The organism is Varibaculum massiliense (assembly GCF_900106855.1).
Taxonomy (GTDB): Bacteria; Actinomycetota; Actinomycetes; order Actinomycetales; family Actinomycetaceae; genus Varibaculum; species Varibaculum massiliense.
Genome location: NZ_FNWI01000004.1, coordinates 364,929 through 378,269 on the forward strand (window position 1 = coordinate 364,929; position 13,341 = coordinate 378,269).

A 13,341-nucleotide genomic window follows, 5' to 3' on the forward strand; every position below is an offset into this window, starting at 1 on the left:
TCTCCTATTGCAGGCTACGCACGTCCACTATCCGCGTGCCTCTCACTCCCAGAGTTCGCGCCCATTCACCGGGATCAGTGGAAGCTCCCAGAGCCGCGGTTTCTCGGATTTCTTCTGCGGCGGCACTTTCCACGTGACTAAAACTTAAACCATTAACTTTGCCCTGATTTTGCAGCGAATCTTTAATCGCGGTTTTCTTTGCCCGCTCCACAATGGAAGCAATCATCGCACCGGAAAGCAGCGAATGCGCATACACTATTTCCCGTTTACCGTTCTCATAAGCAACTTCATAAATCTGGGTGCGCGGGGATTCCTCCGCAAGCAAAGCCACCAGTTTTTCCCGCAGTTTTTCCCGCCCAGCTGCGGGCGAAGTTTCCTCCTCGATTTCTACTGGCACGTTATTTCCCAGGTGAATATCAAAAATTTGCCCAGCCTGCTCCAAATTAGGTCGCTCAATGCGGACCCGTACATCCAGGCGCCCCGGTCGCAGCACTGCGGGATCAATCATGTCTTCGCGGTTAGATGCCCCAATCACGATTACATTAGAAAGCGCCTCTACCCCATCAATCTCGGAGAGCAACTGGGGAACAATCATAGTTTCCACATCGGAAGAAATCCCTGAGCCTCGGGTACGGAACAGTGCCTCCATCTCGTCAAAGAAAATCACTACCGGATGCTCGTTGCTAGCGAGTTGGCGCGCCCGCGAAAAAATCGCGCGGATTTGCCGCTCGGTTTCCCCTACGAACTTAGAGAGCAGTTCCGGGCCTTTTATTGACAAGAAATAGGAGGATTTTCCCTGGGCGTTTGCCCCTAAGGAAGTGGCTACTGCCTTGGCTATCAGGGTTTTTCCGCAGCCGGGCGGGCCATAAAGCAAGATTCCTTTCGGGGCGCTCAGCCCGTAGCGCCGATAAAGTTCGGGGTGTATAAACGGCAGCTCTACGGCGTCTCGGATAGTTTCAATCTGCTTTTCCAATCCTCCAATCTGTTTATAGGAAACATTGGGGATTTGGGGAGCGAGCAGCTGCTCGACCTCTCCTCTTTGGACTTTTTGCACTGCAATCCCGCTGCGTGCTTCCAGCAACAGCGAGTCCCCTACCTGCACTTTTCCAACCAGGGGAGCCGCTAACGGAACGATCTCCGTATCGGTATTTGCCAGCCGCACCAGGACGCGCCCCTTAGACATCACCTCTCCTACCTGCGCCAAGGTGCCGGTATGGGGATAGGAAAGGATTTTAGAAACCACCATTTCCTCATTAACTAAAACTTCTATCCCGACCTGTAAATGTTCTGCTTTCACGTCCGGGTGTACTCGCAAGACCATCGGTTTCCCGTTCAAAAACAGGCGCACCTGACCGGCGTTAACTGGATTTTCGGCAATCACTGCCACCGTGGCGGGGGGTTTACCTAGATCAGCAAGCTGTTGGTGGATCGCCACTACCTGTTCGCGAGCTGCCCCCAGAGCTGCTGATAGCCGCTTATTTTTCCCCTTTAAGGAAATAACTTCGCTTTTCAGCGCCTGCAACTGCTCTTCATTAGCATCCGGCATGAGTTTCCTTTCCCTAAAGCTCTTTCAGCCTATTAGTTTTGCCCGCTAGCTGCCGCAAGTGTCCAAGGTGGCAAACATTTTAGGAGGGCGCACCCAAGCTAGTGTCGGGCTCAGGCGGGGGTGAACTGACTTCAGATCTATTACCACGTACCCAGTATTCGGCGCGGTTCACTAGGTCGCGGCGCACCCGGCGAGTCTTCCTCTCCGCAGGGTTGCGTTGCCCGACTTGTACCTCTTCCCAGTTGTTTTCCGGATTCCATTGCCCCCCGTTGATTTTCGCCGCTTTAGTAGCATTACCGAGTTTTTTCGGTCTTGCGGATTCTGGCGCCAAAGTGCGGCAAGTAACCAAGAAGCCGGTGTGTCCCACCATCTGATGTTCCGGTCGCAGCGCTAACCCCTCGGTATGCCATTGTCTTTGGATAGTTTCCTCGCTGGCAGTAAACCCATAACGCCCATCACTTCTAAGCGCCTCTACCAGGGTAGACATCTGAGTAACGGTAGTAACGTAACAGCACAGCACCCCTCCGGGAACCAGCAGCTTATAGAGGGTATCGAGGTGGCTCCAAGGGTCTAGCAGGTCGATGACAGCGCGATCAAAATAGTGGTTGCCGTAAATATTTTCCAGGTTGATTTCCCCGAGGGAGCCGCGGCGTAGCTGCCAGGCAGGATGGGGCTGAGCAAACCACAAATCCACGTTCGCCTGGGCGATATCGGCGAAGTCTTCTCGTTCTTCTAGCGAAACCAACTCCCCGGTTTCCCCGATCATTTCTAATAATGAAATCGTGAGCGCCCCAGAACCCGCTCCACATTCAAAAACGCGAGCACCAGCGAAGATGTCGGCAGATTGCAGGATTTGAGCCGCATCCTTCGGGTAGATAATGGCGGCACCTCGGGGCATCGAGAGGGTATAGTCCAGGCGGCGCGGGCGAAAAGCCAAGAATTCTCGCCCTTCCCGGGAACGAATCAGGGTACCTTCTTCTCGCCCTAGCAGCTCCGCCAAAGCGAAAGAAGCTTTCACAGTGTTAAACCAACCATTTTGGGTGATAGTGACAGTATGTAAATCCCCGGAGGCACCTTGGAGCTGCACCCGGTCACCTACCCGAAAGGCTCCCCTCCGGCGCCCGAGGGCACCCCTTCGGCCCGCGTCCGCTTGTGCCTGCGCATTTGCTGGTTCTTTGTGAGTCATCTTCCTAATTCTAGCGGTTATTAGTTTCTTCAGGCACGGCGCCCTCACCCTAGAATACTGTTATGAGTTCTTCTAAACGCGCCGCTGCCCTTTCCCCCTCTAGAATCGGTACTTTTCGCAACTGTCCCCTACAGTTCCGTTTCCAGGTAATCGATAAACTCCCCACTAAAGAATCTCAGGTACGTCAGCGAGGAACCCTGGTGCACGCTGCGCTCGAACACCTTTTTGACCTGCCAGCTCCAGAGCGTACCTTTGCTGCCGCTAGCGGCAAAATGAAAGAAGCCTGGGACAAAACAGTTAGCGAAAAACCGGATTTACTAGGCGAGCTTTTCGGGGAAGACAAAAGCGCAGAAAACCAGTTCTTAGAAACAGCTCGCCAGCTGTTGGCTAACTATTTTGAAATGGAAAACCCTGATCGCCTTTCTCCCGCCCACCGGGAAAAATATCTGCGGGTCACTAATAAAAATCGGCTGAACCTGCATGGCTATATTGATCGGGTAGATGTTTCTCCCGATGGCTTGGTACGAATCGTGGATTACAAGACTGGCAAAGCCCCCGCCGAACGCTATATCGGCCCCTACCAGTTCCAGATTCGATTTTATGCCCTGCTGTGGTACCTGACGCATGGGGATCTACCTGCCCGCCTGCAACTACTATTCCTAAAAGACCGCCAGGTTTACACCTATACTCCAGCTCCCGCCGATATTGATGCCACCAGCGAGGAAATCCTTGCGGTTTGGGAGCAAATCGCTGCCCAGGCGCGCTCGGGTTACTTCCCCCCGCGCCGCTCTCCCCTATGCAATTGGTGTGACTACCGCGCCTACTGCCCGTTAATGGAGGGAATCGCCCCCGAGATTTCCAGCGAGGGCGTGGAACAGCTACTTACTGCCCAGGCAGATTTACCGGATTAGACCAACGCTTTAAGCCAAAAGTTCTTTTACGTCCTTCAGGCTCATCTGGGCTACCGAGCTAAAACGCGGCGCCGGGATGTCGGGAATTTCCCTTTCTCCTACTAAGGCTAATCGCGCTCCCGCGTCTTTACCGGCTGCCAGTCCCGGAGCTGAATCTTCTACCACCAGGCAATTTTCTATCGGAACTTCTAACCTACGCGCCGCCAGACGGTAGGGATCGCCGAAAGGTTTTTGCCGCATATTGGGCTCCGAACCGGTAACCATCACCTCTAATGAGCCTTTCGGGGCGGTGACACAAACCCGGTTCACCAAACTTTCATAGGAGGCAGAAACTATGGCAGTGGGGATGTTTGCTGCAGCCAGTTCCGCCAATAGTTCACGCGCCCCCGCTATCCAGGGAACTCCTAGACGAATATAAAAGCCACGCATCTTTGAAATCATCATCTCGACGACCTCATCGGGCGTTAACGGCAGATTTTTCCGCTCAATCATTATGGAGGCGCTCTTAACTAGGGAGTTTCCGGTTAAAGCCTGCCCGTCCTCGTAGCTCCAATCCTGACCAAAATCGGCGGCTATTTCCTCTTCTGCCCGTTGCCAGAGTGGCTCGGAATCAATCAGGGTTCCGTCCATATCAAAAAGAACTGCCCCCATAATCCTCCTTTATTTTAAGCGAAAGCCGACAGAGCCCCCGCAGCCAGCGCGATTCCTACCGCAGATCCTAGTAGCAGCCGGTAGATAACGAAGGGCGCGAAAGTTTTAGTTTCCAACAGGCGCATAAACCACACGATTACCGCGTAACCTACGGCAAAAGCCACCACTGTCGCTAAAATCGTTGCCCCCCAACCTACGGGATTATGTCCTACCGATTTAGCGGCCTGGTAAAAGCCGGAAGCGAACACTGCCGGCATCGCCAACAGGAAAGAGTAACGGGCAGCAGCTACCCGGGTAAATCCCATTAGCCTTCCGGCGGTGATAGTTCCTCCCGAACGGGAAACCCCCGGAACTACCGCTAACGCCTGCGCCAAGCCAAAGAGGATGGCTTGGACCCAGGAGAGGTGATCCAGGGTTTTTTCTTTCTTTCCCCAGCGGTCGGCTGCCCCTAAGAACAGGGCGAAAACAATCAGCATGGCTACCGTGATCCACATATTGCGGAACTCTTTTTCAATCCAATCTTGACCTAGCAGACCCAAAATCCCGATCGGCAGGGAGCCGACAATAATCATCCATCCCATCCGGACATCGGGATCGCTTTGATTAACTCCGCTGCGCGCGGGGGCAAAAGCTTGAAACCATTTGCCCACGATGCGGCTGATATCTTTCCAAAAGTAGATAAGGACGGCAGTTTCTGTCCCAATCTGGGTAATCGCAGTGAAAGCCGCACCGGGATCTTCACCAAAAAGCGAACCTAGAATCCGTAGGTGGGCAGAGGAAGAAATCGGCAGAAACTCGGTCAGTCCCTGCACTAGACCCATAATGATGGCTTCAAAAGTATTCACGACCACCAAGCCTATCGCCTAAGTAGCTGAACCTCGCCACCTGCCTAGGTGTTTTCCCTCACCCCTTAAAGTGGCAATCCAGATTCTACTTGTTAACGGGGTAAGTTTGCGCCGATTAGTACCGCAACCTAGCTTTAAGATTTTGATTACTGGCGGTTTTTTTCTCTCTCTCCCCCCCCCGCAACTTTCCACCTATTTGCTTTTCTTACGCCGTGCCTGAAAACTTCTGACTGCCTTGCCCGTTAGCCTGGAAATATGGAACATAGAAGATTAGGGCGCACCGGACTTTTAGTTTCTTGCCTCGGGCTCGGCACTCTCACCTGGGGGCGAGATACCGACTTGGAACAGGCAAGCGAACAGTTAAGGATGTTCCTAGATGCCGGAGGAAATCTGCTTGATACTGCCTCCACCTACGGGGAGGGGGAAGCTGAAAAGCTAATCGGCACCCTGCTAGATGGCGATTTTTCCCGTGAGGACCTAGTGATTTGTTCCAAAGCGGGGGTGCGCGCCGGAGATCCCCCCTCAGTTGATGCTTCCCGGGCAAATCTTTTGCGCGGCCTGGATGAAACTTTGGAGCGGCTAGGAACCGCCTATATTGATCTTTGGTATGTCCACCACTATGACCCCTTTGTGCGGGTAGAGGAAACTTTAACCGCTCTAGAAATGGCGCTGCGATCGGGGCGAGCCCGCTACGTGGGGGTATCGAATTATCCGGCATGGGCAATGGCGGAACTGGCGGTAATGTTGGGGCAAGATCACTACGAGGTAGCAGCGGTACAAGGTGAATACTCGCTACTTAACCGCCAGGTGGAGGAAGAGATACTAGCCGCCAGCGAACACTTTGACTCCAGTTTTATTGCCTGGTCCCCCCTGGGGCGCGGGGTTTTAACTGGCAAGTATCAAACCAATGTTCCCCCGGATTCCCGGGCTGCTTCCCAGCATTTGCAAGGGTTCGTTGCTCCCTATCTTTCTTCCGATTACCAGCCGATTATCGAGGCGGTATTGGCAGGAGCAGAAGGCTTAGAATGGGAGCCCTTAAAACTGGCGTTAGCCTGGGTGAAGGATGCTCCCGGAGTTACCAGCGCTCTTACCGGGGCGCGCACCGCCCAGCAATTTGCGGCAGTCCTAAAAGCCGCAGATGCTCATGTCCCCCATCAGATTCGGGTGGCCTTAGATGAGGTAAGCGCTTAGGCGAGACTAGTCCTCTTCTTCTTCGTCGTCGTCCTCGTCGAAATCATATTCTTCGCCGTAGAGGACTTCTTCAGCTTCATCTAGCTCTTCGTCTGCTTCGTCGTCCTCGTCGAAGTCATAGTCTTCATCTTCATCCAAGTCATCGTCATAGTCGGCGGATTCTTCTGCGTCTAAGACCTGGTCAACATGGTCAAAAAGCGTTTCGGAGTCGATATCGTCGTCATCGAAAATATCTAGCGGAAGGTCGCATCCTAACTGGGAATATAACGCTTCATCATAAGCAGAGAATGCGGATTCTAACTTTTCGCTCGCCAGAGCGACCTGGGGATCTTCGGGATCTTCTGCGGCGCGCGCGACCTCCAAGTGAGCTTGCAGCGCCCCCACGAAATTATCGAAGGTCACTTGTAAACGATCAGCCACGATACACTACCCCCTGGGCCGTTGAGCAACCTGGATACTTAGGGCAGGTGAAGCTGACCGCGAATCATGGTCACCATCAGGTCGGTGCCCTTGATTTCAGCGGTTTCTTCCGGTCCGACAATCCGCGTCGTACCGTCGGGGTCAACTAGCTGCGAGGCACCGCCATCGGGACCTAACGGCAAAATGACCCACTCCTTGCCCGGAGCATAGGTTGTCGAAGGAACCCGCCCGGATAGTTGATCGCGGATATTCGCAATCACTACGCGGGCATGGGCGCGGGCAGCATCTGCTCGCTTGGATTCTGGTACATCGGTAATGTCACCAACCGCGTAAATATTTTCCATGTCTTTCACGCGTAGGTGTTCGTCTACCATAACCGTACCGTTGGCATGCATCACTTGGGAATATGATCCGTGCAGGTATCCGGAAGAAGTTTGCGCCCCGTAGCATAGGAACCACATATCGGCTTCGATAGGTGCGCCTGCTAGGGTTTCCACCCGGAAGGTAGAGAGCATCCCGACATCCGTAGGAGGCATATAGGCCAAGGGGGCGCCCAATACCAGTTCGATACCGCGTTCTTCTAGCTGTTTGGTGATGTTTTCGCGCAAGGAATCCAAGTATCCGGGAGTGCCCAGAATATAGGGTTCCTTGTCCACCATGATGATTTTCAAATCGGGGTAAGTGGAGGTAAGTTCACCGGCAAATTCCACGCCCACGGTGCCGGCCCCAACCAGCATCACACGTTTAGCCCGTGCCAAGTTATCGCGGGTTTGATCGAGGCGAGCCTTTGCTACCGAAGCCTGGGAAACCATGTGTTTTGCCGGGAAGGGGTAGGTGGTTCCCGTCGCTAACACCAGGAAATCTGCCTCGATAGGATCGTGTCCGGCAACATAAACCGTACGACCATCTACGCGCATACAAGTACCATGCACAACTTTGCCACGTTCTAGCAGCCTGCTGTAAGGCATAAACACGGTGTGACCCCACACGGAATCGACCGCTGCCCTCAGCGCCGCAGCGTGATGTACGAACTGATCTTTTTGTTCGACCAGCGTAACGTCCGCTACGTCATCCAGGCCACCCGCCACGGTTATGCCTCCATAACCGCCGCCAATGACTACTACTTTAGCCACGCTACCTCCCCTTTTATCTGCTCTCGGTAATACCAAAACAGATGCGAGCTAAATCAGACCGGAACCTGTCGCTGGCTACCCGAAGGGTAGCCAACAGAAAGGTTACCAACCTAAAGATCGTTTCTTCGGTTTTTACTCTACCTTACGCTATCAAAAAGAATTACTCTTTCGTAACTATCCTACTCAGGAATAGAAGTTTTTAACGCTTTTTTGATGTTCGGAGGAAAGAAATTTTCCCCCTTGAGTACTTTTCCATCCTCGCGATAAATCGGTCTGCCCTCTGAGTCCAATTTCGATAGGTTCGAGGCCTGCACTTCCCGCAGGACTGCCGGCAGCGAAATCCCGCATTCCAGAGCCATTCCATAGATTACGTAGACCAAATCTGCGAGAGCATCGGCGGTTTCGATAGTGTCGCGGGTGCCGTCATCGGGCAAAGAAGAAATAGTTTTTTCCAAGAGGCGGCGTGCCTGCTCCCCATAAACCGCGCCGGTAAGTTCACTAACTTCCTCGTAGATTAAACGCATCCGCATGTGTACCCGCTCGCGATCGACTTCCGCCTGGTCATGTTGAATCGGCAGACCGTAGACTTGATGAAACTGTCGCACTAAATCTTCCGGACGGTGCGGGTCTGGAATTTGGTGTTTAAGTTCTGGATTCTCTATTGGCTGCGCGCCCGCGTCCTCGTTAATCAAAATTTTCCCTTTCTTTTATTACTTTGCAAGCAAAGTCGCTTTTAGTTCTGCTACCGAAGTTACCCAAGGCGCCCCCGGGAATTCCTCTCGGTTACCAGCTCCCCAAGAAACCCCGATTACTGCAATACCGATATTTTTTGCCGCCTGATAGTCGTCTTCCCGGTCTCCCACCATCACTACTTGCTCTAGCGAATTTTCCATTCCCAACTGATCTAGGGCGTAACGAATAACTCCCTCTTTACCGCGGCGAGTTAGCGGACTGGCAACATCGCGGGGATTCTCGGCGCTGGTTCCACTTTTCTCTTGGGTTCCGGCAATGCAATCTAGGTAGGGACTCATTCCGGTTCCCCGCGCAATTTCGCGCACTAGTTCCTCCAGTTTCGAGGAGGCTACCGCGATTTTCATCCCCTTGGCGTGCAGTTTTTGCAGCAATTCTGTTATGCCCGCAAATAGTGGCACCTGGGTCATCCGCGGACGGTAAAATCGCCGATAAACCTCTACCGCTTCATCTAAGGTACCTTCCGGCAAATCCAGATATTTTTTGAAACCAATTCGCAGCGGCGGTCCGACAAACCGTTTCAGCTGCTGTGGGGTTTGCGCGCTCAAGTGGTAGTGGGAAATAACCGCTTGCACGCCCTGAGTAATTAGGGGAACGGAATCGGTCAAGGTGCCATCCATGTCGAAAATCACGGTTTGGTAATAATGTTTCCCCATCGCTTTGCGTTTCTCCCCTTCAACTGCTTTCACTTCTTCTTCCCCAGGACGTCTAGCTAGGTTCTATTGTAGGCAGCTTGGGCGCGAACTAAATTTTTCCAGGTTTAGCGGCTCACTTTTTCGCCCTCGCTTTTTCTGCAGGCTCTAAGGTGTGCTAATCTCACTGGTGTCCTCGAGCGCGGGTGGCGGAATCGGTAGACGCGCTAGCTTGAGGTGCTAGTGGCCAACTTAACGGCCGTGAGGGTTCAAGTCCCTTCCCGCGCACCAGCGATTTTTCTGCTATTTTTTATCCTTTTCCCTACCCCTGGTAGTGAAGGTTTTTTAGCTGGCTTCTCCGGGTATTCCTGCGGCCTCAAGTGTTGCTTTAATAAACAGATCATTGGCTGCTGCTGGCTGTTGGTGTCCCATTCCCGGAACTAGATGCAACCGAGAATGCTTAATCAGGCGGTGTAGCTCTTTCCCGGCAGCAGGCGGGATTACTGGGTCTTCCTCTCCATGGACGATTGATACCGGCACTTGGATTTCTCCTAGCCGCTGAGCCCAAGGCACGGTTCGTTCCAGTGCTTGCCGCTGCCGTTCTAATCCTTCCCAGCTAAAACCGCGACGCCAGCAACCTGCCACCAAATCCGGTAGCTGTTTTTCCTCCCAGGGGTATTTGGAGCCCGCAATCTCGGATATCTGGCGAAAGTGCCAGGCTAGGAACTGGTCGCGGTTCGAAAAAGGCACTTCCCGCACCGGCTTTACTAGCTGGCTGCTATTTTTCGCGTAGGTAAAAAACAACCCCAGTCCGCAAACTAGCTGCGGATAATCCAAAGCTAGCAGCTGGGCGATTGCCCCACCCATAGAACGCCCGGTAACCACTGCTGCCTGCCCGTAGTAGCGAATCATAGCTGCCACATCCGCAGCCATATCCCGTAAATCGTAAGGATAGGGGGTGCGCGAGGAGCGCCCTACGTCCCGATTATCAAACCTAATTACGTAAAAACCCGCACCGGCTAGACGCTGACAGTAGCTCTCAGGAACCGAAACCAGCTGCGCCCCGTGTCCTTCGATATGAATCATCAGGGGATCTGCCGAATTCCCGAATTCCTCTAGGCAGAGACTTCTTCCGTCAGCTAAGGAAAGCATTTTTTCCATACCCTCAGCCTAACCCTGTCCAAAGACATCAATCCTAAATGGAGAAAATATGCTTTGGAGCAGGAAGGCATTTCCTAGCTGTTTAGGTAAAAGCAAGTCTCCTCTTGCATAAATAGGAAAAGAATTCCCAACATTTTAAGCACCCCTAAAGAAGTTTAAGCAGAAAAAACGGAATAAGCACCACCTTTATTCCTTATTTTCGGAGAAATAACCGGGTACCAGAATCTCCCCATTTTCTTTCATTTTCCTCCTACAATTGGTTGAGATTCGTCGGCGTGGGCGGATTGGATTCATTTGACAAGGAGAAAATGATGCGAGCGGTGCAACCGGCGAATACCCGTCCTTCTCGACGTACCTTCTTAAAATGGTCGGCAATAGCTGGCAGTACTACCGGACTGGTTGCCTGCTCCACCCCCTCGCCCTACTCCCCCGACAAGAACGGAAAACTGGTGGCTAACGGCACCGGACGTACCGATGTAGATAAAACCGTCTGGTCGGCTTGCACCGTTAACTGCGGTTCGCGTTGCCCGGTGCGCCTGCAGGTAAAAGACGGTCGGGTGGTGCGGGTATTGCCCGATAACACCGGTAACGATGAACTGGGCAGCCAGCAGGTGCGTGCCTGTCCGCGCGGACGCTCCATCCGCCACCGGATTTACAATCCTGATCGCTTAAAAAAGCCTATGAAACGCAAACCCGGCACTAAGCGCGGGGAAGGCCAGTGGGTGGAAATTTCCTGGAAACAAGCCCTCGATGAAATTGCCGAAAAGATGAAGGCTCTGAAGGCCAAGTACGGAAACGAGTGTTTCTATATTCAATACGGCACCGGAGTTTTGGGTTCCACTATGGCTTGCTCTTGGCCGCCTGAAGCCAGCCCGATGGCGCGGATGCTTTCCCTCTACGGCGGATATTTGGACCACTATTCTGACTATTCCACCACTAATATCACTCAGGCGTATCCCTATTTCTATGGTGAATGGGTCGCCGGGAACAGCTTTGATGATGCGGCGAACTCCAAGCTGCAGGTAATGTTTGGTAACAACCCCTTAGAGACCCGAATGTCTGGTGGGGGGCAAACCTTCGTCACCCAAGCTACGAAACGTAAATCCGGAGTAAAAACCATTGTTATCGATCCTCGCTATTCGGAAACCTCGGTAGCACTCGGAGACGAGTGGGTGGCGCTGCGTCCCGGCACAGATGCGGCCCTAATCGCGGGCATGATTTACGTGATGGTCGAAGAAAACCTGCACGACCAGGCATTCTTAGATAAATACTGCCTAGGTTTTGACGAGGATCACTTGCCCGAGGGCGCCCCCGCGAACGCCTCCTATCTGGCTTACTTACAGGGCAAGGGCAAAGATAAAACGGTTAAAAACCCCGAGTGGGCAGCCAGAGTTACTGGCGTGCCTGCGGATGAGATTCGTCGCCTCGCCCGGGAAATCGCTTTGGCTAAACCCTGCACCATTACCCAAGGCTGGGGGCCGCAGCGGCACGCTAACGGGGAAAGCATTGCCCGCGCAGTTTTCCTGCTCGCCTGCGTAACCGGGAATATCGGTATTAAGGGCGGGGGCACCGGTGGGCGCGAGGGCGGACAATCCCTACCGATTACCCAGACTTTCAACACCGAAGTAGCGAACCCTTCGGAGAAAATTATCTCCGTTTTCAGCTGGCTAGATGCTATTGACCACGGTCCGAAGATGGACACATTTAACGCCGGAGTGGGAGTCAAACCAGAGCCGGGCGTGCGCGCCTTGAAAGTACCGGTAGACGACAACGGAAATCCCACCAACACCAAGTTAGAAGTTCCGATTAAGGCAGTTTTTGCTTACGGGTCAAACTCAGTCGTGAACCAAACTGGGGATAACAATAAATCGGTAGAGATTCTGCAGGACGACACCAAGTGTGAACTCATTGTTACCTGCGACATTATGCATACGGTCAGTGCCCGATATTCAGATTATCTGCTGCCCGGTACTTCTACCTCGGAGGAATCTGACTACCACCACGGCGAGAACGCTACCCCGATGGCCTACGGGATTGTTTCCGAGCAAGCTATCAAACCACTCTATGAATGTAAATCTATTTTCGATATTTGCACCGAGTTGGCCGATCGCCTCGGGGTTAAAGACAAGTTCACCGGGGGTAAGACCCGCGAGCAATGGCTGAAAGAAATCGTGGAGACCGGTCGCGCTGAGGATCCCACCCTACCTACTTATGAAGAGTGGAAGAAAGTGGGGATTGTTCGCCGTAACCTGGGATCTAGTATCCCCTTGGAAGACTTCCGTAAAGCCCCGCAGGCGAATCCGCTGAAGACTCCCAGCGGCAAGATCGAAATTTACTCCCAACGTCTAGAGAACATGGCGAAAAAATGGACGTTCGGAGATTTTCGTCCCCGCCTAGACGGAGACGAAATCTGCCCCATCCCCGCGCACCTGTCTACCTGGGAGGGTGCCGAGGATGCTGCCACGAATAAGAAGTATCCCCTGCAGGTGATCGGTCATCACTTCAAGGCACGGACTCACTCCAGTTACGGCAATGTGGATTGGCTGAAAGAAGCCCATATTCAGACCGTATGGATGAATCCGAAGGATGCTGAGGAACGCGGGATTAAGAACGATGATTTGGTGTTCGTCTATAACGAACGCGGCACTTTGCGCCTACCTGCGAAGGTGACTACCCGGATTGTTCCGGGAACTATTTCGGTTCCTCAGGGCGCCTGGTATGACCCCCAGCCGGCTTCGGAGGTTACTCCCCCCGCGGGTGCAAATCCGAAGAAACCGGTGGACGTGGCCGGTTCGGTGAATACTTTAAGCTCCCTGCACCCAACTCCGATTGCTAAAGGTATGGGGGTTCATACTATTTTGGCGCAAGTGGTCAAGGCTTAGGAAGCGCGCGGAAAAGCTAGGGAACAGAGGTTA

12 protein-coding genes and 1 tRNA gene are annotated in these 13,341 nt (G+C 53.1%); 4 read left to right on the forward strand and 9 right to left on the reverse strand.

Going from position 1 to position 13,341, the window contains the following annotated elements; genetic code table 11:
- Positions 1-4: 4 nt before the first annotated feature.
- Together arc and BQ5456_RS01710 are read right to left on the reverse strand one after the other, a co-directional pair.
- Positions 5-1,546, reverse strand: a complete 1,542-nt coding sequence (arc, locus tag BQ5456_RS01705) for a proteasome ATPase (RefSeq protein WP_071128473.1) — start codon at positions 1,544-1,546, stop codon at positions 5-7.
- A gap of 79 nt (positions 1,547-1,625) precedes the next feature.
- A complete protein-coding gene (locus BQ5456_RS01710; protein WP_071128474.1) occupies positions 1,626-2,732 on the reverse strand; it encodes a tRNA (adenine-N1)-methyltransferase in 1,107 nt (368 codons plus the stop codon).
- A gap of 62 nt (positions 2,733-2,794) precedes the next feature.
- Here BQ5456_RS01710 and BQ5456_RS01715 point away from each other — a divergent pair, with 62 nt between their 5' ends.
- Entirely contained in the window at positions 2,795-3,643 is an 849-nt protein-coding gene (locus tag BQ5456_RS01715; RefSeq protein ID WP_071128475.1) for a RecB family exonuclease, read from the forward strand.
- Positions 3,644-3,652: 9 nt separating this feature from the next.
- On the opposite strand, the gene BQ5456_RS01720 is transcribed toward BQ5456_RS01715, so the two are convergent.
- Both BQ5456_RS01720 and BQ5456_RS01725 read right to left on the reverse strand, forming a co-directional pair.
- The gene (locus BQ5456_RS01720) at positions 3,653-4,294 is read right to left on the reverse strand and encodes an HAD family hydrolase (protein WP_071128476.1); all 642 of its coding nucleotides are present in this window, start codon (positions 4,292-4,294) and stop codon (positions 3,653-3,655) included.
- Between the two features lie 14 nt (positions 4,295-4,308).
- On the reverse strand, positions 4,309-5,139 hold the full coding sequence (locus BQ5456_RS01725) for an undecaprenyl-diphosphate phosphatase (protein WP_071129870.1): 831 nt from the start codon (positions 5,137-5,139) through the stop codon (positions 4,309-4,311).
- 255 nt (positions 5,140-5,394) lie between these two features.
- On the opposite strand from BQ5456_RS01725, the gene BQ5456_RS01730 reads away from it, so the two are divergent.
- Positions 5,395-6,330: an aldo/keto reductase gene (locus tag BQ5456_RS01730; RefSeq protein ID WP_071128477.1), complete on the forward strand. Its 936-nt coding sequence runs from the start codon at positions 5,395-5,397 to the stop codon at positions 6,328-6,330.
- Between the two features lie 6 nt (positions 6,331-6,336).
- Here the strand turns inward: BQ5456_RS01730 and BQ5456_RS01735 are convergent, their stop codons facing one another.
- The 4 genes from BQ5456_RS01735 to BQ5456_RS01750 form a co-directional block, all read right to left on the reverse strand.
- Positions 6,337-6,750: a hypothetical protein gene (locus tag BQ5456_RS01735; protein ID WP_071128478.1), complete on the reverse strand. Its 414-nt coding sequence runs from the start codon at positions 6,748-6,750 to the stop codon at positions 6,337-6,339.
- A gap of 38 nt (positions 6,751-6,788) precedes the next feature.
- Complete coding sequence (locus BQ5456_RS01740) at positions 6,789-7,883, reverse strand: FAD-dependent oxidoreductase (RefSeq protein ID WP_071128479.1); 1,095 nt, start codon at positions 7,881-7,883, stop codon at positions 6,789-6,791.
- A 179-nt stretch (positions 7,884-8,062) separates the two neighbouring features.
- Positions 8,063-8,575, reverse strand: a complete 513-nt coding sequence (locus BQ5456_RS01745) for a nucleoside triphosphate pyrophosphohydrolase family protein (protein ID WP_235858514.1) — start codon at positions 8,573-8,575, stop codon at positions 8,063-8,065.
- An 18-nt stretch (positions 8,576-8,593) separates the two neighbouring features.
- The gene (locus BQ5456_RS01750; RefSeq protein WP_071128480.1) at positions 8,594-9,322 is read right to left on the reverse strand and encodes an HAD family hydrolase; all 729 of its coding nucleotides are present in this window, start codon (positions 9,320-9,322) and stop codon (positions 8,594-8,596) included.
- A 143-nt stretch (positions 9,323-9,465) separates the two neighbouring features.
- Between BQ5456_RS01750 and BQ5456_RS01755 the strand changes: the two genes are divergently transcribed.
- Positions 9,466-9,556: transfer RNA gene (locus BQ5456_RS01755), tRNA-Leu, on the forward strand.
- A gap of 54 nt (positions 9,557-9,610) precedes the next feature.
- Here the strand turns inward: BQ5456_RS01755 and BQ5456_RS01760 are convergent.
- A complete protein-coding gene (locus BQ5456_RS01760) occupies positions 9,611-10,426 on the reverse strand; it encodes an alpha/beta fold hydrolase (protein WP_071128481.1) in 816 nt (271 codons plus the stop codon).
- 311 nt (positions 10,427-10,737) lie between these two features.
- Here BQ5456_RS01760 and BQ5456_RS01765 point away from each other — a divergent pair, with 311 nt between their 5' ends.
- A complete protein-coding gene (locus BQ5456_RS01765) occupies positions 10,738-13,308 on the forward strand; it encodes a DMSO/selenate family reductase complex A subunit (protein ID WP_071128482.1) in 2,571 nt (856 codons plus the stop codon).
- Positions 13,309-13,341 lie beyond the last annotated feature (33 nt).

Coding starts and splice junctions, on each gene's coding strand:
- arc (WP_071128473.1), bottom strand. CDS start 1,546: ATGCCGGATGCTAATGAAGAGCAGTTGCAGGCGCTGAAAAGCGAAGTT.
- BQ5456_RS01710 (WP_071128474.1), bottom strand. CDS start 2,732: ATGACTCACAAAGAACCAGCAAATGCGCAGGCACAAGCGGACGCGGGC.
- BQ5456_RS01715 (WP_071128475.1), top strand. CDS start 2,795: ATGAGTTCTTCTAAACGCGCCGCTGCCCTTTCCCCCTCTAGAATCGGT.
- BQ5456_RS01720 (WP_071128476.1), bottom strand. CDS start 4,294: ATGGGGGCAGTTCTTTTTGATATGGACGGAACCCTGATTGATTCCGAG.
- BQ5456_RS01730 (WP_071128477.1), top strand. CDS start 5,395: ATGGAACATAGAAGATTAGGGCGCACCGGACTTTTAGTTTCTTGCCTC.
- BQ5456_RS01760 (WP_071128481.1), bottom strand. CDS start 10,426: ATGGAAAAAATGCTTTCCTTAGCTGACGGAAGAAGTCTCTGCCTAGAG.
- BQ5456_RS01765 (WP_071128482.1), top strand. CDS start 10,738: ATGCGAGCGGTGCAACCGGCGAATACCCGTCCTTCTCGACGTACCTTC.